The organism is Kushneria phyllosphaerae (assembly GCF_900312995.1).
Classification (GTDB): Bacteria; Pseudomonadota; Gammaproteobacteria; order Pseudomonadales; family Halomonadaceae; genus Kushneria; species Kushneria phyllosphaerae.
This window is the reverse complement of record NZ_ONZI01000004.1, coordinates 175426-197100: the sequence shown is the minus strand read 5'-3', so window position 1 is coordinate 197100 and position 21675 is coordinate 175426. Positions and strand designations below refer to the sequence as shown.

General features: G+C 56.9%; 23 protein-coding genes. 17 read left to right on the top strand and 6 right to left on the bottom strand.

Annotation, left to right across the window (positions count from 1 at the left end; genetic code table 11):
- Positions 1-6: 6 nt before the first annotated feature.
- The 5 genes from KSP9073_RS14060 (at position 7) to cls (ending at position 5403) form a co-directional block, all read left to right on the top strand.
- A complete protein-coding gene (locus KSP9073_RS14060) occupies positions 7-198 on the top strand; it encodes a heavy-metal-associated domain-containing protein (RefSeq protein ID WP_108843605.1) in 192 nt (63 codons plus the stop codon).
- 66 nt (positions 199-264) lie between these two features.
- On the top strand, positions 265-678 hold the full coding sequence (locus KSP9073_RS14055) for an OsmC family protein (RefSeq protein ID WP_108843604.1): 414 nt from the start codon (positions 265-267) through the stop codon (positions 676-678).
- 264 nt (positions 679-942) lie between these two features.
- Complete coding sequence (uvrB, locus tag KSP9073_RS14050) at positions 943-2973, top strand: excinuclease ABC subunit UvrB (RefSeq protein ID WP_108843603.1); 2031 nt, start codon at positions 943-945, stop codon at positions 2971-2973.
- An 85-nt stretch (positions 2974-3058) separates the two neighbouring features.
- Positions 3059-3880: an endonuclease VIII gene (gene nei / locus KSP9073_RS14045; protein ID WP_108843970.1), complete on the top strand. Its 822-nt coding sequence runs from the start codon at positions 3059-3061 to the stop codon at positions 3878-3880.
- Between the two features lie 101 nt (positions 3881-3981).
- On the top strand, positions 3982-5403 hold the full coding sequence (cls, locus tag KSP9073_RS14040) for a cardiolipin synthase (RefSeq protein ID WP_108843602.1): 1422 nt from the start codon (positions 3982-3984) through the stop codon (positions 5401-5403).
- Positions 5404-5447: 44 nt separating this feature from the next.
- Here cls and KSP9073_RS14035 read toward each other — a convergent pair whose 3' ends face one another.
- Positions 5448-6698, bottom strand: coding sequence for a dicarboxylate/amino acid:cation symporter (locus KSP9073_RS14035; protein WP_207771480.1), 1251 nt, complete (start codon positions 6696-6698; stop codon positions 5448-5450).
- A 136-nt stretch (positions 6699-6834) separates the two neighbouring features.
- Between KSP9073_RS14035 and KSP9073_RS14030 the strand changes: the two genes are divergently transcribed.
- Together KSP9073_RS14030 and yccX are read left to right on the top strand one after the other, a co-directional pair.
- Positions 6835-7752, top strand: coding sequence for a LysR substrate-binding domain-containing protein (locus tag KSP9073_RS14030; RefSeq protein WP_108843600.1), 918 nt, complete (start codon positions 6835-6837; stop codon positions 7750-7752).
- Positions 7753-7817: 65 nt separating this feature from the next.
- Positions 7818-8084 (top strand): acylphosphatase, encoded by a 267-nt coding sequence (yccX, locus tag KSP9073_RS14025; protein WP_108843599.1) that lies wholly within the window; start codon positions 7818-7820, stop codon positions 8082-8084.
- 96 nt (positions 8085-8180) lie between these two features.
- Here yccX and KSP9073_RS14020 read toward each other — a convergent pair whose 3' ends face one another.
- The 5 genes from KSP9073_RS14020 to KSP9073_RS14000 form a co-directional block, all read right to left on the bottom strand.
- Positions 8181-9584 carry an alpha,alpha-trehalose-phosphate synthase (UDP-forming) gene (locus KSP9073_RS14020; protein ID WP_108843598.1) on the bottom strand — a complete coding sequence of 468 codons (1404 nt, stop codon included), beginning with the start codon at positions 9582-9584 and terminating at the stop codon, positions 8181-8183.
- A gap of 28 nt (positions 9585-9612) precedes the next feature.
- Complete coding sequence (otsB, locus tag KSP9073_RS14015; protein ID WP_133241033.1) at positions 9613-10380, bottom strand: trehalose-phosphatase; 768 nt, start codon at positions 10378-10380, stop codon at positions 9613-9615.
- Positions 10381-10407: 27 nt separating this feature from the next.
- On the bottom strand, positions 10408-11364 hold the full coding sequence (locus tag KSP9073_RS14010; protein ID WP_108843596.1) for a nucleoside hydrolase: 957 nt from the start codon (positions 11362-11364) through the stop codon (positions 10408-10410).
- 193 nt (positions 11365-11557) lie between these two features.
- Positions 11558-12157 carry a phosphatase PAP2 family protein gene (locus KSP9073_RS14005; protein ID WP_108843595.1) on the bottom strand — a complete coding sequence of 200 codons (600 nt, stop codon included), beginning with the start codon at positions 12155-12157 and terminating at the stop codon, positions 11558-11560.
- Positions 12158-12342: 185 nt separating this feature from the next.
- Positions 12343-13281, bottom strand: a complete 939-nt coding sequence (locus KSP9073_RS14000) for a D-2-hydroxyacid dehydrogenase (RefSeq protein ID WP_108843594.1) — start codon at positions 13279-13281, stop codon at positions 12343-12345.
- A 200-nt stretch (positions 13282-13481) separates the two neighbouring features.
- Between KSP9073_RS14000 and KSP9073_RS13995 the strand changes: the two genes are divergently transcribed.
- The 10 genes from KSP9073_RS13995 to tolA all read left to right on the top strand — a co-directional run bounded on the left by KSP9073_RS13995 (position 13482) and on the right by tolA (position 21632).
- Complete coding sequence (locus KSP9073_RS13995) at positions 13482-13724, top strand: FmdB family zinc ribbon protein (RefSeq protein WP_108843593.1); 243 nt, start codon at positions 13482-13484, stop codon at positions 13722-13724.
- Between the two features lie 98 nt (positions 13725-13822).
- Positions 13823-15601, top strand: a complete 1779-nt coding sequence (gene aspS / locus KSP9073_RS13990; RefSeq protein WP_108843592.1) for an aspartate--tRNA ligase — start codon at positions 13823-13825, stop codon at positions 15599-15601.
- A gap of 138 nt (positions 15602-15739) precedes the next feature.
- On the top strand, positions 15740-16498 hold the full coding sequence (locus KSP9073_RS13985) for a YebC/PmpR family DNA-binding transcriptional regulator (RefSeq protein WP_108843591.1): 759 nt from the start codon (positions 15740-15742) through the stop codon (positions 16496-16498).
- A 28-nt stretch (positions 16499-16526) separates the two neighbouring features.
- Positions 16527-17063, top strand: coding sequence for a crossover junction endodeoxyribonuclease RuvC (gene ruvC, locus KSP9073_RS13980; RefSeq protein ID WP_108843590.1), 537 nt, complete (start codon positions 16527-16529; stop codon positions 17061-17063).
- 77 nt (positions 17064-17140) lie between these two features.
- Positions 17141-17779, top strand: coding sequence for a Holliday junction branch migration protein RuvA (gene ruvA, locus KSP9073_RS13975; RefSeq protein ID WP_108843589.1), 639 nt, complete (start codon positions 17141-17143; stop codon positions 17777-17779).
- On the top strand, positions 17776-18822 hold the full coding sequence (gene ruvB, locus KSP9073_RS13970) for a Holliday junction branch migration DNA helicase RuvB (RefSeq protein ID WP_108843588.1): 1047 nt from the start codon (positions 17776-17778) through the stop codon (positions 18820-18822). The genes ruvA and ruvB overlap by 4 nt, the downstream gene beginning before the upstream one ends.
- A gap of 5 nt (positions 18823-18827) precedes the next feature.
- The gene (gene ybgC, locus KSP9073_RS13965; RefSeq protein WP_108843587.1) at positions 18828-19232 is read left to right on the top strand and encodes a tol-pal system-associated acyl-CoA thioesterase; all 405 of its coding nucleotides are present in this window, start codon (positions 18828-18830) and stop codon (positions 19230-19232) included.
- Between the two features lie 11 nt (positions 19233-19243).
- Positions 19244-19930 carry a protein TolQ gene (gene tolQ, locus KSP9073_RS13960; RefSeq protein ID WP_108843586.1) on the top strand — a complete coding sequence of 229 codons (687 nt, stop codon included), beginning with the start codon at positions 19244-19246 and terminating at the stop codon, positions 19928-19930.
- Positions 19931-19940: 10 nt separating this feature from the next.
- Positions 19941-20378, top strand: coding sequence for a protein TolR (tolR, locus tag KSP9073_RS13955; protein ID WP_108843585.1), 438 nt, complete (start codon positions 19941-19943; stop codon positions 20376-20378).
- 9 nt (positions 20379-20387) lie between these two features.
- A complete protein-coding gene (gene tolA, locus KSP9073_RS13950) occupies positions 20388-21632 on the top strand; it encodes a cell envelope integrity protein TolA (RefSeq protein WP_108843584.1) in 1245 nt (414 codons plus the stop codon).
- Positions 21633-21675: the final 43 nt, after the last annotated feature.

Below are 21675 nucleotides of genomic sequence, written 5' to 3'. Positions count from 1 at the left end.
AACGTCATGGCGTTAACATTTACCCTCAGTGGCCTGAAGGATTCCGATGATGTGAATCGACTGACCACGGCTCTGATGGAGCTGGATGGCGTGGATACCGTTCAGGTGGCCCGCGAATGGCTGGAAGTGGAAGGGCGTGTTCAGCCGGGACAAGTGGTTGAAGTCATCGAGAAGCTGGGATTTTCGTCAAGGCGTTGAAGCGTTTGAATCTCAACGGTAGATAAACATGATCTGCCGTGCATTACGACCCGGGGGCAAGCCACGATGAGCATTCTTATCGAGACAGAGCGTGAGGGGATGCTGCGACAGCGCATCGTTTTCAACGATCATGACGCGCTTTACGCCGATGCCCCTGCCAGTGTCGGAGGCGATGAGAGCGCCCCCGACCCGCATGACTATTTCGATATCTCGCTGGCCACCTGCAAGGCACTGACGCTGATGATGTATGCCCGCAAACAGGAGATGCCCCTTGACGGGGTCAGTATCCGGATCACGCGCGACAGCAGTGATGAGCGCGATGGGCAGTATCGATTGCAGGTGGACATCGGCCTGATCGGCGATCTCGGTGCTCAGGCGCGTGACCGCCTGCTCGAAGTGGCCGATCAGTGCCCGATCCACAGGCTCATGACCTCCGGGCAGGTCGAAATAGAGACACGAGCACATCTGGGCGGTGCCTGAAGGCCTCTTTCGACACGCAACGCGCAAAACGTTTTCCCTATCTCCTTTCGCAATCACAGGGCATACCACCGTTTCAGGGCGGTGTGCCTTGCAATCCTTCCCACCTGCCATCATATGATCCAGGTGCATCAGTTCTGACGCGTTTTGTTGCCCCGCAATGAAGGTCTATCGACTACGCTTTCGGCGATAACGCCGTCCATCGGCCAGCGCGTATGCAATGGCCCCGGTATTTTCCAATCTCTTCGCTACCTGCACGGAGTGCGCATGAATCGTGAGTTTCGCATTGCCTCCGACTACAAGCCGGCAGGTGATCAGCCGGCGGCCATCGATGGGCTGATCAAGGGTCTGGAATCCGGCCTGGCGCACCAGACCCTGCTGGGTGTGACCGGCTCGGGCAAGACCTTCACCATGGCCAATGTGGTCGAGCGTCTGCAGCGGCCGACCATTGTCATGGCGCCCAACAAGACGCTGGCGGCGCAGCTCTACGGTGAGTTCAAGTCATTTTTCCCCGATAACGCCGTCGAGTATTTCGTCTCCTACTACGACTATTATCAGCCCGAGGCCTATGTGCCCTCGTCTGACACCTTCATCGAGAAGGACGCCTCGATCAACGATCACATCGAGCAGATGCGCCTGTCGGCGACCAAGGCGCTGCTGGAGCGTCGTGATGCCCTGATCGTGGTGTCGGTGTCGGCCATCTATGGTCTGGGCGATCCGGATCAGTATCTGAAAATGCGCCTTCACTTCACTCGCGGGGAGCTGATCAATCAGCGAGACTTTCTACGCCGGCTGGCGGAGCTTCAGTACACGCGTAACGACACCGATTTTCGACGCGGTACGTATCGGGTGCGGGGGGATGTGATCGACGTCTTTCCGGCCGATGCCGAGGATGAAGCGGTGCGCATCGAACTCTTTGACGATGAGATCGACACCATCAGTCTGTTCGACCCGCTGACCGGGGAAGTGCGCGGCAAGGTGCCCCGCATGACGATCTACCCCAAAACGCACTACGTTACCCCGCGTGACACAATTCTTGGTGCAATCGATTCGATCAAGGAAGAGCTTGCCGAACGGCTCAAGTACCTGCGTGATCATGATCGTCTGGTCGAGGCCCAGCGTCTTGAGCAGCGCACGCTCTACGACATCGAAATGATGCTGGAGCTGGGGTACTGCAACGGGATCGAAAACTACTCCCGCTATCTGTCAGGACGCGATCCGGGGCAGGCACCGCCGACCTTTTTTGACTATCTGCCTGATGACGCGCTGGTATTTATCGACGAGTCCCACGTCAGCGTTCCGCAGGTGGGCGGTATGTACAAGGGCGACCGTTCGCGCAAGGAAACGCTCGTCGAATACGGCTTCCGATTGCCCTCGGCGCTGGACAACCGCCCGATGAAGTTCGAGGAGTGGGAACTCATCCTGCCGCAGACCATTTTTGTCTCGGCAACGCCCGGGCCGTACGAAGAAGAGCATGCCGGTCAGGTGGTCGAGCAGGTCGTGCGCCCGACAGGGCTTGTCGACCCGGAAATCGAAGTGCGTCCGGCCAGCACTCAGGTCGATGATCTGCTGTCTGAAATACGACTGCGGGTTGGTGTCGGCGAGCGTGTACTGGTCACGACCCTGACCAAGCGCATGGCCGAGGATCTGACCGACTATCTGGGTGAACACGATATTCGCGTGCGCTATCTGCACTCGGACATCGATACCGTCGAGCGTGTTGAAATCATTCGCGACCTGCGTCTGGGCAAGTTTGATGTGCTGGTCGGCATCAACCTGCTGCGCGAGGGCCTGGACATTCCCGAGGTCTCGCTGGTGGCGATTCTGGATGCCGACAAGGAAGGCTTCCTGCGTGCCGAGCGTTCATTGATCCAGACCATTGGTCGTGCCGCCCGTAACGCGCATGGCAAGGCGATTCTGTATGGCGATCGCATTACGGGGTCGATGCAACGCGCCATGGATGAAACGGCGCGTCGACGTGAAAAGCAGGTCGCCTTTAACGAAGAACACGGCATTACACCGCGCACGATCACCAAGAATGTGGCAGACATCATGGAAGCCGCTCAGGCGCCCGGCACACGCCGCAGCAAGCGCAAGGGCGATCGCCAAGTGGCCGAGACCGAGGGGCAGTATACGCCCGAGGCCATTGGCCAGATGAGCCTTGAGGATGTGAATCGCGAGATCAAAAAGCTCGAGGACCGCATGCATGAAGCCGCACAGAATCTCGAGTTTGAAACGGCCGCCTCGCTGCGCGATCAGATGCAGACACTCAACGCCCGCTTGCTCGAGTTGAAATAACACTCGCTGAAACAATGCTTGCCTGTCTCGTGTCAGGAGACAGGTGCTGTCATCCTTCATTCGTTTTGACAAGGAATGTCATCACATGCCGGAAGGACCCGAAATACGCCGTATCGCCGACCGGATGGGCAAGGTGCTGGCGGGGCGAACCATTGAAGATATCTGGTTTGCCTTTGATCGGCTCAAGCCTTTTGAAGCCCGCCTCAGAGGCCAGAAGGTGACCCGGGTCGATAGCTGGGGCAAGGCGCTGTTGACCGGCTTTGAGGATGACCATGTCATCTACTCTCACAATCAGCTCTATGGAGTCTGGCGCATCATGCGCCGCGATAGTGAACCTGTCGGTAATCGTTCCCCGCGACTGCGGTTGAGCACGGCAACGCATTCAGCGTGGCTAATGAGCGCGTCCGATATTTCGCTCTGGCGACGCGAGGAGCTTGATCAGCATCCGTTTTTATCGAAACTCGGTCCTGATCTGCTGACGCACAACGTTACGCCTGACGATATCGGAGCTCGGCTGCAAAGCCCGCGTTTCATGCGCCGGCGACTGGGGGCGCTGCTGCTGGATCAGCATTTCTATGCGGGTATCGGCAATTATCTGCGCTCGGAGATCCTTTTCCTTGCAGCGCTTCATGAGCGCTACCGGCCCATGGACCTTGATGATGCCCAATGCCAGCTTCTGGCCGAGAAGATTCTGGAGGTAACGACAAGGGCTTGGCGCCATGCCGGTGTGACCAACCTCAGAGTATGGCGGGAGCCCATGATTGAAGCTGGCGAGCCAAGAGGGCGCTGGCGGCATGCGGTTTTCAATCGCGCCACGCTACCCTGTCACGCTTGTGGGACGCCCATTGAAAGAGTCATGGTGTCCTCGCGAAGGTTATATTTCTGCCCTCGCTGTCAGGGGACGTGACCCCCTCAACAGCGTGCGCACTCCGGCGGAAATGACCCATGTATCATAGTGGGTTATGCTCCGCCCACTTACTGCTTCAATGACAAGGGTGGTACCCCGACATGACAGCCTTGCTGGGCGGTCTGCTCATTATTTGTCTGCATCTTCTGGGAGCGCTTTCGGGGCTCATGGCGTTGATGTCGAGTCGCACGTCTCAGGGGGCCATTGCCTGGATCATTTGTCTGATCACCTTTCCCTATCTGGCCATTCCGGCCTACTGGTTTCTGGGGCGGCCGCGCTTTTATGGCTATGTGTCAGCGCGTGAACAGCGGGATACGTCCCTGCGTCGCGTGCTGGATCAATTTCGAACGCTGGTAGAACCTGCCTTTGCGCGCCCGGAAGATGCCCGGCTTCGCGCGGTAGAAAGACTGGCCATGCTGCCGATGACCCGTGACAACCACTGTCAGCTGCTTATCAATGGCCATGACACCTTCGACAGTCTGTTTCAGGGCATCGAGCAGGCGGAAGACTACGTGCTTATCCAGTTTTTCATCGTGCGCAACGATGCGCTGGGTCAGGCACTCAAGAGGCGATTGATCGAATGCGCCGAACGTGGCGTGCAGGTGTTTTTCCTGTATGACGAGATCGGCTCACATGGCATGCCGGATCGCTACTTTGACGAGCTGCGCGCGGCGGGCATTGCTGTGCATCCCTTTGGTTCCTCGAAGGGCTGGCGGCATCGCTTTCAGGTCAACTTTCGCAATCATCGCAAGATCATGGTGACAGATGGTCGTCAGGGTTGGGTGGGTGGCCTGAATGTCGGCGTGGAATATCGGGGCGAAAGCAAAAAGCACGGTCACTGGCGAGATACCCATCTAAAGCTGGTCGGGCCTGCCGTGCTGGGCCTGCAGGAGTCCTTCTGGGAGGACTGGCACTGGGCCACCGGCGATATCCTGTCGCTGGCCTGGCACCCGCGCCGTGCGCCGGGCGCGGCGCGACAGCATGTGGTGATTGTGCCGTCGGGGCCCTCCGATCCGCTGGAGACCGCCAGTCTTTTGATCCAGCACGCTATCAATCAGGCCAACGAACGCTTCTGGGTGACCAGTCCCTACTTTGTGCCAGATCAGGGCGTGCAGGATTCTCTCAAGCTGGCGGCCCTGAGAGGGGTCGATGTACGGGTGATGATTCCGGAGCGTCCTGATCACCTGCTGGTATTTCTATCGGCGTTCTCGTTTCTGGGTGACATGATTCGTGCGGGTGTAAAAATATACCGTTATCAACCTGGGTTTTTGCATCAGAAAACGTTTTTAATTGATGGTCACGCCAGTGCGGTGGGAACGGTTAACCTGGACAACCGTTCATTTCGACTGAACTTTGAAGTGACCGCCTATGTGGCAGATCGTGAATTTGCGGCACAGGTGGCGCAAATGCTTGAAGAAGACTTTGCCAACTGCCGACAGGTGACGCTCGAAGAGATTAACAAGCGGCCGTTGTGGCACAAGCTGGCAGCCCGGGCAGCGTATCTGGCCTCACCGATCCAGTGATCGGTGAGGCTGAGTGATACGTAGTGAAATGCTGCCGACAAGACTCAGAAGGTCTGTCCAGCGGCCTTGTCGTTGTAGATGTCCAGATCGATTTCGCGCTCGCTCTTGCCCACCAGCGTGGTCACCATTAGATCGCCCGAGACGTTCACGGCGGTTCTTGCCATGTCCAGAATACGATCAATGCCGGCAATCAGACCCAGCGCTTCCAGCGGCAGGTTGGTCTGAGCAAACACAATTGACAGCATGATCAGCCCGGCGCCTGGAACGCCTGCCGTACCGATCGAGGCCAGGGTGCCGGTCAAAACGATCATGACATAGTCGGTCGTGGTCAGATCCGTACCGGTCAGCTGCGCCACAAACAGGGCAACCACGCCCATGTAAAGCGCTGTACCATCCATATTGATTGTGGCACCTACCGGCAGTACAAACCCCGACACGCCTTGTGAAATCCCCAGCTTTTCACGCGCGCACCGAATGGAAACGGGCAGGGTGCCTGCACTGGATGCCGACGAAAATGCCACCACAATGGCATCAAGGCTACCGCCCAGATAGCGCTTCGGGTTAAGCCGTGCCAACAGGGCAAGCATGCCGCTGTAAACCACCAGCACGTGAAGAATGCAGGCGAGATACACCACGCCGATCACCTTGAGCAGAGGTATCAGCACCGCCAGACCATATTGACCCGCAACGACGGCAATCAGCGCAAAAACGCCGACCGGAGCGCAGGCCATGATCAGGGACGTCAGCTTGTAGAGGGCCTCGGCCACGGAGTCGATAACCCGAATGGCGGGCTGGCCGCGTTCACCGATCAACACCAGCGAAATGCCAAGCGCAATGGCAAAGACGATGATCTGCAGGATATTGCCATCCACCATGGCACTGATCGGGTTGGTCGGTACCAGGCCTACCAGAATCTCGGTTAATGTTGGCGCGGCACCGGGCGATACGCTGTTGTTCATCTGCATTTCAACCCCAATGCCCGGCTGCAGGATCGAGGCCGCCAGCATGCCCAGCGCAATGGCAAAGGCCGTGGTGATCAGATAGAGCGCGACGGCCTTGCCACCGATTCGGCCCATCTTGGCCGGGTCGCCCATGGAGACAATGCCACTGATGAGGGAGGTAAATACCAGCGGCACGATCAACATCTTGATGGCATTGATAAATAGCGTACCAATGGGGGAAAGCCACTGAGCGTGATCACCCAGCAGCCAGCCGGCAATAATGCCCAGTAATAGACCTGCCATGATCTTTTGCCATAGGGGAATGGCGGTGAGGAAATGCATACGTTGGGACATGAGGCTGTCTCTTTTTTGCGGTTGTGAAATGTGCCATGTCTGGGGCCGCCAGCCTATCACTTACCAGCTCTGGCCGGTTAGAATCGCCGCCTCGTCCCCTACGGGGTCAGGCTGACAAAAAAGCAGGTAATACGCGTTGAATCTGGAAACCAAATGGCTGGAAGACTTTGTGGCTCTCAATGCCACGCGCAGCTTCTCCGCCGCCGCTCGCCGCCGACACGTCACTCAGCCTGCCTTTAGCCGTCGCATTCGGGCGCTTGAGCAGGCGACCGGCGTCATGCTGGTAGACCGCTCTACCACGCCCGTCAGTCTTACCCCCGAAGGCCAGCTTTTTCTGGTGACTGCTCGCAGTCTGGTCGAGCAGCTCAATGAAAGCATCAGCCATCTGCGCGGGCTCAACATTGCCAATGAAGCACTGGATATCGCAGCAGCGCATTCTCTGGCGCTGGCCTTCTTTCCGCGCTGGATTTCCCGGCTGCAAAAGGGGGTGGGGGAGCTGCCGACACGATTGATGGCCATGAATGTCGGAGACGCCATTCATGTTCTGCGGGATGGCAACTGCGACCTGATGCTGGCCTATCATGACCCCTATGCCACCATGCAGCTCGATAGCGAAATATTTCCCTCTTTCTCCATCGGGCAGGTCTGCATGCTGCCGGTATGTGTGCCGGATGCTCAGGGCAAGCCCCTGTTCAATCTCGAAAGCAGTGACAGCATTCCGCATCTGGCCTATACCCAGGGCGCCTTTCTGGGGCGTAGCGTTCACATGCTTTTGAAAAATGATCCGCTGCGACTGCGGCTTCGAACCATCTACGAAACGGCCATGGCCGAGGGGCTCAAGGGCATGGCCCTGCAGGGCGTGGGCATGGCGTGGATTCCGGATTTCTGTATCCACGAGGAGCTGGCGTCCAAAAAGCTGGTGCGTGCCGGCGATGAAAAATGGAATATTCCATTGGATATTCGGCTTTATCGCTGCTCTCTGGTGCACAAGCCCGATGTCGAGCGACTATGGCATCAGCTGCAAAAGCTCCCACGCGACTTTCTCAAGATGTAGCTTGCAGTGGCAGGGTGCGACTGTGCCAGGCTCTGGAGCATCATTATTTATCGAGGGAGAGCGTCATGCGCTACCTGCAGGCTCGAGTGACCGGTCATGTTCAGGGGGTAGGATTTCGTCAGGCGACGGCGCATCGTGCCCGTGAACTTGGTGTGGTCGGTTATGCCAGTAACTGCGATGATGGCAGCGTTGAAGTCGGTATGTCTGGCAGCCATGACGCCGTGACGGCTTTAATAGAGTGGCTGGAGACGGGGCCTGATTCTGCTCGGGTGGATCGGGTGACAAGCGAGGAGATCAAACCGCAAGCATGGTCTGATTTTCGCACCGGTTGATGCGCAATACGCCTTCCTTATATTAAAAAACGCCATGTCACTTCGACATGGCGTTTTGGTAGTGCTGCGTTTAATGACCGCTACGGCATGCGGTGACTATTGCTTGTCAGCATGTCGGGCAGCCGCAGACTGATCCAGCGCAGTAATGAAGCTTTCGCCCCAGCGGTGGATATCGTTGGTGCTGATGACCTTGTGAAGACGCTGCCAGCGTTCCTTGCGCTCTTCCAGCGACATGGAAAGCGCTGCATCGAGCATATCGGCCATCTCTTCGACATCGAAGGGATTGCACAGCATGGCACCGTCCAGCTCTTCAGCAGCGCCGGCCAGATTTGACAGCAGTAGCACCCCCGGGTCTTCCGGGTCCTGAGCCGCGACATACTCCTTGGCCACAAGGTTCATGCCATCACGCAGCGGTGTGACCAGCCCAACACGGCTCTGGCGCATGAAGCCCATCAGGGTTTCACGGTCATAGCCCGTATTGAGATAGCGCAGGGGCATCCAGTCATAGGTCGAGAAGCGGCCGTTGACGTGTCCGGCAATGCGCTCAAGCTCGCGTCGCAGGCTGGCATAACGCTCCACGCCGGTTCTGGAAAGCGGAGCAATCTGCAGATAGGTCACATTGCCATAGCGGGTATGGGTGTTTTCCAGCAATTGCTCAAAGGCCTGAAAACGCTTGTAAAGGCCCTTGCTGTAATCAAGGCGATCCACGCCAATAATCAGAGGACCCCCCTGCAGGGAATCCTTCAGGCGTTTGCTGCGCGAAGACTGTTCACCTTTCTCGGCCATCTCACGCGCGGTATCCACATCGATGGAGATGGGGAAGACCCCGGTATTGATGCGCCGATGATCATAAATCACGGTATTGCCTTCGACGGAGGCCACGCCACTGCGCTCAACGTTGTCCAGGAAATGCCTGAGGTCGGTGGCAGTCTGGAAGCCAATGGTGTCATGGGCGCACAGATGCTCAATCATGCGCTCATGATGCGGGAGAATGCGAAATACCTCCCAGGGCGGCACCGGGATATGAAGAAAGAAGCCGATCGGGCATTCAATACCCATCTGGCGCAGATAATGGCCCGTGGAGAGCAGCTGGTAATCGTGCACCCAAATGGAGACATCGCCGTTTTCCGGTATCTGGCCGGCTACCTGACGAGCAAACCGCTCATTGACGTGCTGGTAACCGGCATCCTTTTCGCGCGAATACTCGACCATATCCGAGCGATAGTGGAAAAGGGGCCAGAGCACTTCGTTGGAGTAACCAACGTAGAAAAGCTCGTGCTCCTGCTCGGTGAGCGGGAAGGTGGCGAACTGCACACCCTCGTTTTCATAGCTTTGAGGTGTGTGCTGCTCTGCATCGTCTATCAGCTGGCCGTTCCAGCCCATCCATAATCCCTGAGTACGGCTCAGGGCGTTCATGACACCTACCGCCAGCCCGCCCTGACTACCGCTGTCCTTGTCGGGCGAGGGGACACGATTGGACACTACGATCAGTTGCTTCAAGGTTTCCTCCGTGAAATCTGTGATGCATTCATGGGCGTTGAAGTTGCATGATCCATTGATCAAGCCAGGCATGTACGGCCCCGGGATCCGTTAATCGCTCGTTGGCAAGGCTGTCGCCCGTACCGACCTTGATGGCGACCCCCTGATGCGCATTGACGACGCGAAAGCCGTCTTCATCGGTTCGATCATCACCGATAAATACCGGGCATCGGTCTGCAAAGGGCGGTATGGCCAGAAAGCGTTCAAGGGCCACGCCCTTGTCGTAGCCCTGCCCCTTGATCTCGAATACGAACTTGCCCTGATGAAGTTCGAGAAGATCGGAATATTCACCGATCATTGAGCTCAGGTTGTGCTTGAGCATATCGCCTGCCTCGGGCCGATGGCGATAATGCAGGGCAATGCTGGCGCCTTTATCTTCCAGATAGAGCGCATCATCACGTTCTACCTGTTCCTTGACCTGCTGACGCACGGCTTCAAGTGCTTTTTGATGGTCGCCGGCAATCTGGCGGTCACCCTGGCTATTACGCCATTCAGCGCCATGCTGGCCCGACATGGCAAGCGTGGGCAAATGCAGGTGTTTTTCCAGATCATCAATGGCTCGACCACTGATCACCGCCACCGCCCCATCCAGCAGGGCGGTGAGGGTTTCAAGGCGTGCTCTGAGAGCATCATCGACGACAATACTGTCAGGATGATCCACCAGGTCGACCAGCGTGCCATCAAGGTCCAGAAAAAGCGCCCATGCCCGGTCGCTTGCCGGCAACTCGGGCATGTCCTTGTTGTTTGTTGTGCTCACCGTTGACTCCCTGTCATGGCATGACGGTTATGCGCCGGATGATGAGGTCAGGGTCTGCTCGATCCAATTCGAGACGGCTTCACCGTCTACCTTCATGCATACCTGAACGGCCGGTGTCCGGGACCATCGGTCGCTGACGTACTGGCGCTCTGCCGGTGCAAAAATGGTCTGGCCTTCTGCTGGACCTTCTGTCACCACATCCAGATGTCCGGTCACGGTTTCGAAAAATTCCGGATGGACCAGCCATGCCACGGCGCAGCTGTCATGTGGACAGCAGCCATCAAGGCCAATGGCACTGCGATAAAAGTCTGCATAGAAGTCATAGCTGTGAGACAGCACCTTGCCCAGAGCACCCTGGCCCTCTGCGATCCGCGCCATGCGATCGGGCGTGATGACCGTATCCAGGGTGACATCAAGGCCGACCATGACCAGCGGCCAGTCAGCGGTCAGCACGCGCTTGGCGGCGTGAGGGTCGGAAAAGATGTTGGCTTCTGCCAGCGGCGTGACGTTGCCACCGCGCGCTGCTGAGCCCCCCATGATCACCACCTGCTTGACGCGATTGACGACGTCCGGATCAAGAGCGATGGCCATGGCCAGATTGCCCAGCGGGCCTACCGCCATCAGCGTGATTTCACCCGGTTGCTCACGCGTCTTGTCCACGATGAACTGCGCGGCACTGATTTTTTCGGCCTGTCCCGAAGGAGTATCCAGCGTCTGATTGCCCAGACCGTCGGCGCCATGAATATGGGCCGGTACCGGATAAGGCGTTTTGACCAACGGGTAATCCGCACCCTGAGCCACCGGAATATTCTGGCCGGCCAGTTCGGTGAGCAGCAGAGCGTTGCGGGTAGCCGTTTCGACTCTGACATTGCCGAAGGTGGTGGTCATACCCAGCACTTCGATGTCCGGATGCGCCATGATCAGGGCAATGGCCTGCGCATCGTCAACGCCTGGATCAGTATCAAAGATAATGGTGTGTGTCATGCAGGACCTCCACGTTTGTATCAGATAAGGAAACCACCGTGCTCAAGGCAGCAGCGTTTCTTTAAGTTGCTGAAAATACTGTAATGCAAGTCTGACATAAGTTCCGTGTTTGTGCGTAGCCGATCCCCGGGAAGAAGATTGATGACATGAAAAAAGCCCGCCTGGAAGCGGGCTTTTGAAAGACACGATCGTGCTATCGATGCAGCAGGCCGCGAGCAATCAACGGCGCAAAAACAAGGCGATACAACCCGCGCGTCAGGCCGTAAAACCTTTCAAGATACAGCGGCTGCAGCCAGAGCATCATAAGGGATGCCAGTCCGGCAACAATGACCGCGCCCAGCATGTCCAGCGGGAAATGTACGCCCAGATAGATACGTGACCAGGCAATGGGCAATGCCAGTGCCGCCAGTGCAATGCCCATTTTGCGCAGCGCCGGGCGAAGGATAAAGCTGAAGGCCACCGTTGAAACGATGGTCATGTGATTGCTGGGGAAGGAGGGCGTGGGCGCATGTGAAATCAGCGTATGCCCCAATGGCATCACAAAGGGACGAGGGTGATACCAGATCAGCGAGCCAATCAGATGATTGATCAACAGGGCTCCAGCGGTGGCCAGAAGCGCGGTCAGGATCATCTTGTGATGCGCTTCGCTCTTGCCAAGCCAGCCCTTGATCATGATCAGGGGAATACAAAAAATGGCATATTTGGCCATGATAATGGCAAACCAGATGACCAGTGGCTGGCTTTCTGGCTGAGCGTTAAGGGCAAGAAAAAGATGCTGATTGAGTGCTTCCATACTGCTGTCATATACCTGAAAAAGGGTTCGTGGATGGGTGCCTGTAACAGCACACACTCTTGGACCAAAGGATTATGACAATGATTGCAGTGCTCAAAAATTTATTTTCAGGGTGATCGAGTAATCACCCTGTAATTTTTATACCGTTATCTTAAGTTTATCCGAAAGTAAATTTGCCGGCATACCTACAGTTCAGTAAGGAAGCGACGAATATTCTCTGCTGTCAGCGACACTATATTTTGTCGGGCTTCCGGGGCAATCCACGCATTGTGGGGGGTAACGATCAGGTTGAGCGGGTCCTGTGTCAGTGCCTCTATCAAGGCATGTCCCTCCCGAGGCGGCTCCACCGGCAGCACATCGACGCCCAAACCACCCAGTTGCCGGTTTCTCAAGGCCTCAAGGGCAGCCTCTTCATCAATCAGGCCACCGCGCCCGCAATTGATCAGCAGGGCATGCGGTTTCATCAGCTGCAAACGCGCCTGACTGATAAGGTGATGCGTCTCTGATGTGAGCGGGCAGTGCAGTGATACCACGTCCGCCTCTGGCAGCAGCGTTTCCAGCGATGGCCGGTCATCCTGCTCGGCGTTGGGGCGTGCGCTAAAGCTGACCCTCATGCCAAAGGCCCGGGCCAGTTGCGCCACGGCCTGACCGAGTTCGCCGCTGCCCACCAGCACCAGATGCTTGCCGGCCAGCTGCATGGTGGGATGATCCTGCAGGCAAAAGGACGGTGCCTGTTCCCAGCGGTGGGCTGCCACATCGTGCTGGTAACGGGGCAGTTGTGTGGCCAGCGCCAGCATGATCATGAGCGTATGCTGAGCCACGCTTTGTGTGCCGTAACCAGTAACGTTGGCTACGGTAATGCCCCGCTTGCGGGCGCCTTGCATGTCAATGTTGTTGGTGCCCGTAGCCGTTACGGCAATCATCCTGAGCTCGGGTAATGAGGCCATCGTGGCCTCATCAATGACGACCTTGTTGGTAATGGCAATGGTGGCACCTTCAAGGTGTGTCACGACATCTTCAGAAGATGTGGTACCCCAGCAGTCAAACTGCTCGGTCAGGCTGGAAAGGGGAGAAAGATCAATGTTGCTTCCCAGTGTGTCGCTGTCGAGAATTACTGCTTTCATGGGTGCCCACTCCTTGCCCATCATGATATCAGCCGCGCTATAATGCTTGCCTTGTATAACGTTGTATCGTCGTGTCACATCAATGATGCGTCAATAAAACATCGGGAATAATGTCTGCCATCCGATGGCTATTGTTTCCCGGCAGGGGCAGGTCGCTTGAGCGCGCCTGCAGTAACATCAAATATCGGGTATGAAAGACCATGCCGATTTACGAATATGAGTGCCGCGCCTGCGGTACGCGTCTTGAAAAGATTCAAAAGATTGATGCTGCTCCTCTGGTGGAATGTCCGTCCTGTCACGAAGGTGCACTTCAGCGCCTGATTTCAGCGGCGGGTTTCAGGCTCTCGGGGGGTGGATGGTACGAGACCGACTTTAAAAGCTCCGGTCGTCGCAACCTTGCCGGTGACAGAAAATCCGACAAGGGCGGTACGTCCGACAGCTGACGTTGTCTTCGGGATTGCCCCATGCCGAATGCACCAGAATGCATTCGGCATCAAGACAGCTCAGGTATTACATCAAGCGTTACAACACAGGATTAAAGATGCGCAGTCATTATTGCGGCCAGCTAAACGAAAGCCTTGTCGATCAGGAAGTCACACTCTGCGGTTGGGTCCACCGCCGCCGCGATCATGGTGGGGTGATTTTCCTCGACATGCGTGATCGTGATGGCGTTGCACAGGTTGTGGTCGATCCGGATACGCCGGATGCCTTTGCCAATGCAGATCGAGCCCGCAGCGAGTATGTACTGCGTATTACCGGTCGTATTCGCATGCGTCCGGAAGGTACCCAGAACGCCAATATGCCGACGGGTTTGATCGAAGTCCTTGCGACCAGTGTCGAAGTGCTTAATACGGCCGTAACGCCGCCTTTCCAGCTCGATGAGCATGGCAAGGTGGGTGAAGACGTTCGCCTCAAGTATCGTTATATCGATCTGCGTCGTCCGGAAATGATCGATCGCCTGCGCCTGCGCTCGCGCATTACGCACAGCGTTCGAGCCTACCTTGAAGACAACGGCTTTCTGGATATCGAAACGCCTATTCTTACCCGGGCCACACCTGAAGGCGCACGTGACTATCTGGTGCCCAGCCGTACACATGCCGGTGAGTTCTTTGCGCTGCCGCAGTCGCCGCAGCTGTTCAAGCAGCTTCTGATGGTGGCCGGATTTGACCGCTATTATCAGATCGCCAAGTGCTTTCGTGATGAAGATCTTCGCGCCGACCGACAGCCGGAGTTCACCCAGATCGATATCGAAGCTTCCTTTGTCGAGGAAGACGATGTCATGGGCATTACCGAAGAGATGATTCGTCGTCTTTTCACCGAAGTGCTTGATGTATCCCTGCCGCAGTTCCCGCGCATGACCTGGCATGACGCCATGCGCCTTTATGGCTCCGACAAGCCTGACCTGCGCATTCCGCTGGAATTTGTCGACGTTGACGATCTGATGAAGGATGTCGACTTCAAGGTCTTTTCGGGCCCGGCCAATGCTGAAGATGGCCGTGTTGCTGTTCTCAGGGTGCCCGGTGGTGCGAAACTCTCCCGCAAGGAGATCGACGAGTACACCAAATTTGTCAGTATCTATGGCGCTCGTGGACTGGCCTGGATCAAGGTCAACGATCGCTCGAAAGGCATCGAAGGTCTCCAGTCACCCATCGTCAAGTTCATGGAAGGCGTGATCGAAACGCTGTTGGATCGTGCCGGTGCAGAAGACGGCGATATCCTCTTCTTCGGCGCCGATCGTGCCAAGGTCGTCAACGAAGCGCTGGGTGCCCTGCGTGTCAGGCTGGGTGGGGATCTTGATCTCTACACGAAAGCTTGGGCACCGCTGTGGGTCGTTGATTTCCCGATGTTCGAGCGTGATGACAGTGGCCGCCTTGCGGCGCTGCACCATCCGTTCACGGCCCCGTCCTGTGATCCGGAAACGCTCAAGCGTGATCCCGAAAATGCGCTTTCTCGCGCCTATGACATGGTGCTCAACGGCACCGAGCTGGGTGGCGGTTCGATTCGTATTCACGATCAGGGCATGCAGCGTCAGGTATTTGAAGCTCTGGGAATCAGCGATGAGGAAGCGCGCGAGAAATTCGGCTTTCTGCTGGACGGTCTGGCACATGGTGCGCCGCCCCATGGCGGTCTTGCCTTCGGTCTTGACCGACTGGTGATGCTCATGACCGGTGGACGCACCATTCGTGATGTGATCGCTTTCCCCAAAACACAGAGTGCGGCCTGTTTGATGACCGAGGCGCCCGGCACGGTCAGCAGTGAGCAGCTCAAGGACCTGCACATTCGCCTGCGCCCGAAAGCGTCTGATAACACAACCTCCTGATCAACGGGCAATCGGAAACGAAACGTTTCTGTTGCTGGTTCCCGGGAGTGTTAGGGTTAATACGGGTGTGCCTTGCACACCCGTATTTTTGTATGACGCCATTGCATCAGCGGTGGCGGGTGGTGAAGGAGTCATTTCATGGCCGGACACAGTAAATGGGCCAACATCAGACATCGCAAGGCGGCTCAGGATGCCAAAAAGGGCAAGGTCTTTACGCGCCTGATTCGTGAGCTGACCGTGGCGGCGCGCCAGGGCGGCAGTGTTGTCGAAGACAATCCGCGGCTTCGGGCGGCCGTCGACAAGGCGCTTTCCAACAACATGACGCGCGACACCATCGAGCGTGCCATCACACGTGGTGCCGGCAATGGCGATAGCGATGCCATGGAAGAGCTGGTCTACGAAGGCTACGGGCCGGGTGGCGTGGCGATTCTGGTCGAGTGCATGAGTGACAATCGCAACCGGACCGTCTCGGAAGTACGCTCCGCCTTCAACAAGTACGGCGGTAACCTGGGGACGAGTGGTTCGGTCGCTTTTCTCTTTCATAAGCAGGGCCGTATTGTGCTGCCTGCCGGTACCCCGGAAGAAAAAGTGATCGAGGCGACTCTGGAGGCGGGGGCCGAAGATGTGCAGTCTCAAGACGATGGCACTCTGGAAGTCGTCACCAGCCCCAATGAATTTGGCATGGTCAGGGATGCCCTTGATCAGGCGAATCTTGAGGTGATGCACAGTGAAGTAGGGATGTTCCCGGACAGCTATTCAGGCATCGATAATGTCGAGACTGCGCGTCAGATCGTGGCGCTGTTTGACCGGCTTGAAGACCTGGACGATGTTCAAAACGTGTATGCCAATGCCGATTTCGAGCCCCATGTGCTTGAGGCACTCGAGGAGGCGTCATGAGCGTCGCCGACCTGTTGCGGAGAGTCTCATGATTCTTCTGGGTATTGACCCTGGATCGCGTCGTACCGGATTTGGCGTTATCGATGTTTCGGGGGCGGCGCCGCGCTATGTCGCCAGTGGCTGTATCAGAATTGAAGCCACAACGCTTGCCCAGAAGCTGGCGCAGGTATATGCCGGCGTGGCGGAGGTCATCGCGCAGTATGTCCCCGGTGAGGTGGCCATTGAGCAGGTGTTTTTGTCCAAAAACGTCGACTCCGCCCTGAAGCTGGGCCAGGCGCGCGGTACGGCCATTGTCTGTGCGGCCAATCATGGGCTTGAGGTCCATGAATACGCCGCTCGACGCATCAAACAGGTGGTGACGGGTAGCGGGGCAGCTGACAAGACGCAGGTGCAGCATATGGTACAGTCGACGCTCAAGCTTTCAGGCCTTCCCCAGGAAGATGCTGCTGACGCCCTGGCCATTGCGCTGACGCACTTTTTTACCCATCGCGGTGCATTGGCCATGCCGGCGCCGGCACGTTCAACAAGGTCGCGCTCCTCCAGCTGGCGTCATTATCGACCCTGATGGGGTGTTTCAATATTGATGGCATTTAAACACCATGCCTTTTTTTCGTTTATCTTTTTTGTCTGGATATACAACGCATGATAGGTCGCCTGCACGGTCAACTGCTTGAAAAGAAACCGCCCCTGATCGTGGTCGATGTTCATGGGGTCGGGTATGAGCTTGAAGCTTCCATGAACACGCTGCTGGCACTGCCGGCACCTGGCGAAGCCGTACGCCTTTATACCCACTTGAGTGTCCGCGAGGACGCTCATCTTTTATACGGGTTTATTGACGAGCCTGAGCGTCGCCTTTTTCGCGAATTGATCAGAATCTCGGGGATCGGCCCTCGGCTGGCACTGGCCATACTTTCCGGGATGGAGCGACAGCAGTTCATGAAAAGTGTCATGGAAGATGACACCAAAACGCTGACGCGCTTGCCGGGCGTGGGCAAGAAAACGGCCGAGCGATTGATCATCGAAATGCGCGACCGCTTCAAGCACTGGCCCGAGTTCGAACAGATGGCGCAGGGCGTTGAAGAAGCCGAGCTGCCGCTGGAAAGCGATAACCATGCTGATGCCGAAGCAGCGCTGATTGCACTGGGTTACAAGCCGGCTGAAGCCGCCAGAATGCTGTCAGGGCTTGATACCCAGCAGTCTACCGAGGCGTTAATCAAGATGGCGCTTTCCGACCGGCTTGCCGGTAGTGAGACACGCAGCGGGAAAGGCAGGACATCATGATTGAAAGCGACCGGCTCATTGCCGGGGCCGAGCGTCCCGATGAGGAACGAGTGGATCATGCCATTCGCCCGCACATGCTCGATGACTATATCGGGCAGGCGCCGGTGCGCGAACAGCTCGATATTTTCATTACGGCCGCGCGCCAGCGTGAGGATAGTCTCGATCATACGCTGATCTTTGGCCCCCCCGGACTTGGCAAGACCACGCTGGCCCATATCATTGCCAGCGAGATGGGGGTGGATATCAAGTCGACCTCGGGGCCGGTGCTTGAAAAGGCCGGTGACCTTGCTGCCATGCTGACCAATCTCCAGCCGGGCGATGTGCTCTTTATCGATGAGATTCACCGATTGTCTTCGGCCGTGGAGGAAGTGCTGTATCCGGCGATGGAGGATTTTCAGCTCGATATCATGATCGGCGAGGGGCCGGCGGCACGGTCCATCAAACTGGATCTGCCGCAATTTACTCTGGTCGGGGCAACGACTCGAGCGGGGCTTTTAACAGCACCTTTGAGAGACCGCTTCGGGATCGTGCAGCGTCTTGAGTTTTACAATATCGACGAGCTGACCCATATCGTGAACCGCAGTGCTCGTCTCATGAATTTCGAGGCTGATGAGGGCGGCGCCATTGAAGTCGCGCGCCGTGCGCGGGGCACGCCACGTATTGCCAATCGGCTGCTGCGCCGTGTGCGTGACTTTGCTCAGGTGCGGGGTGATGGTCGGCTGACTGCTGATGTGGCAGACAAGGCGCTTAATATGCTGCATGTGGATCGTCACGGGCTTGATCACATGGACCGACGGCTGCTTCTGACCATGATCGAGAAGTTTGACGGTGGTCCGGTAGGGGTGGAAAGCCTGGCCGCAGCGATCAGTGAAGAACGTGACACCATCGAGGATGTCCTTGAGCCCTATCTGATTCAGCAGGGGTTCATGCTGCGCACGGCACGTGGTCGTATGGTGACGCGCCTGGCCTATTTACATTTTGACCTTTCACCGACGGATGATATTCCGGATGTCGGTGAGGGTGCGGCAACGGTGGAGCCCTGAACGGCATGACCTCTATTGATCTACGCGTTTATATCGAGGATACCGATGCCGGCGGTATCGTCTACCACGCCAACTATCTCAATTATCTCGAGCGTGGTCGCACTGAATGGCTGCGCGCGAAAGGTTTCGATCAAAACTCACTGCTGGCGCGCAATGTTGCGCTGGTCGTTCGTCGTCTGGAATGCCAGTATCGCCTGCCGGCGCAACTGGACGATCTTCTGACCGTTGAGACCGTGGCGGGAATACCACGCCACTGCACCGTGGCATTTGAGCAACAGGTCATGCGAGATGGAAAACTTCTTTTCCGCGGCATGGTCGATATTGCCTGTATCGATGCAACACGTTACAAACCAGCTCGTTGGCCTGAAGATCTGCTTTCGGCCATGACGCTTGATTCCCAGAACGCCTGAAGAGGTTTTTCGTGAACGATTCAATGTCGATCATTTCGCTGTTTTTTCATGCTGGCCTGATCGTTCAGCTGATCATGCTGATATTGCTGGCTGCATCTGTTCTTTCGTGGGTGCTGATCTTTCAGCGAGCCTTTGCCCTGAAGCGTGACGCACGGGATCTGGATGAGTTCGAGTCACACTTCTGGTCGGGGGTTGATCTCAACGAGCTTTATCGGGAAGTGCCTACCGATAACCCGCAGGGCGCTGCGCATATCTTTCGCTCGGGGTTTCGCGAGTTCAATCGACTGCTGCCCAAATCGCGCAGTCACAATGCCGTGCTCGAAGGCGTTGAGCGCTCCATGCGCGTGTCCGTATCGCGTGAAGAGGAGCGGCTGACCACGCATCTGGCGATACTTGCCATTATCAGTTCCTCTGCCGTCTATGTGGGCCTTTTTGGGACGGTCTGGGGGATTCTGGGTACCTTTCAGGCGCTTGGTGGCGCCCAGCAGGTGTCACTGGGTACCATCGCACCGGCGATTGCTGAAGCGCTGGTAGCCACTGCCATGGGCCTTTTTGCAGCCATCCCCGCCAACATTGGTTACAACCGTCTGACCCACAAGGCGGACAAGCTGATGGTACGTATGGAGAACTTTGCCGAAGAGTTTCATGCCTTCCTGCATCGCAATCTGCAAAACCGCAGTACTGGCGAGAACACCTGAGGAGCGCTCCATGCAGGGACCGTATCGACGTAACCGGCGCAAAAAGCTTTCCAGCGAGATGAATGTTGTTCCCTTCATCGATGTCATGCTGGTGCTGCTGGTCATCTTTATTATTGCAGCGCCTACTATCAATCAGGGCATTGATGTTGATCTGCCGCAGATCAGCTCCGAACCGGTGCAAAGCGACAATGAACCACTGGTCGTCACGGTCAATCGTGATGGGGACTATTACATCAGCCTGGGCGATGAGCAGCAGAGCAAATCAATCGATGACATCCGCGAACAGGTCATGGCAGTGCTCAACCGTAATCCGGGCACCCCTGTCATGGTGCGCGGTGATCGCAATGTTTCCTATGGTCAGGTCGTAACGCTTATGGGAGCCCTGCAAAACGCAGGTGTGCCCAATGTTGGACTGATCTCTGATCCACCGCCTGGCGACCAGCAGTAGGGAGAAACAATGGCCAGACACGATCGCCGTGTAGGCTATACGTTGCCCACCGTGCTTGCGGTTTTGCTGCACGTGGGCGTTATTGGACTGACCGTTTTTCGTTGGCCACAAAGTGATCCTGTTGAAACCTCCAATGCCGTCGTGCAGGCCGAGTTGATTTCAATGGAGACAGCGACCGATCAGGCGCAGCAGGCCACCGAAGCACAGCCGCGGGCTCAGCAGGGGCCGGAACGTGAGCAGCCCGAACCGGAAGCTACTCAGGATGACGCTGCTGAAGAGACGGCGCGCCAGCAGGCTGAAGCCGCCGAGCAGGCTGCCCAGGCCGCACAGCAAGCTGCGCAGCGGCGTGCCGAACAGGCCAGTGAAGTAGCTGCTCAACAGCAACAGGAGCAGCAGGCACGCGAAAAAGCCGAAGCCGAGCAGAAAGCAGAAGCAGCGGCCAAGCAGAAGGCAGCCGCTGAAGCCAAACAAAAAGCAGACGCTGAGGCCAAGCAGAAGGCAGCCGCTGAAGCCAAACAAAAAGCAGACGCCGAGGCCAAGCAGAAGGCAGTCGCTGAAGCCAAACAAAAAGCAGACGCCGAGGCCAAGCAGAAGGCAGTCGCTGAAGCCAAACAGAAAGCAGACGCTGAAGCCAAACAAAAAGCAGACGCCGAGGCCAAGCAGAAGGCAGTCGCTGAAGCCAAACAGAAAGCAGACGCCGAAGCCAAGAAGAAGGCAGATGCCGAGGCCAAGAAGAAGGCAGACGCCGAAGCCAAGAAGAAGGCAGACGCTGATGCCAAAAAGAAGGCAGAAGCCGAAGCTGCTGCGAAGAAGAAAGCCGCTGCAGAGGCTGCCGCGAAGAAAAAAGCGGAAGCTGATCGCAAACGGGCTGCAGAAGCCGCTGCTGCTGCAAGCCAGAACGCTTTTGGCGATGAGATTACCAATGAGGCAGAATCGATTGCCAATGCGCGGCAGGCTCAGGAAGCGTCCAATGGCTTCATGAACCTGGTGCGTCGCGCGGTCGAGCAGAGCTGGTCACGTCCGCCCAATGCAGCTTCCGGGCTTGTCACCGTGGTCAGAGTGCAGCTTTTGCCCACCGGTGAGCTTCTGTCTGCCTCTGTCTCCAGCAGTAGTGGTGATCCAGGATTTGACCGCTCTGCCGTACAGGCTGTGGAAAGAGCCGCGCCGTTTACTGAAATGAGTCAGTTGCCGGCCGAGGCAAGGCAGAAATTCAGGAGCTTCAACCTGCGCTTTAATCCCGAGGATGTGCGCTAGGACCAGGAAGGTTTGCTATGTGGTGTAAGGACGTGGTCGATAG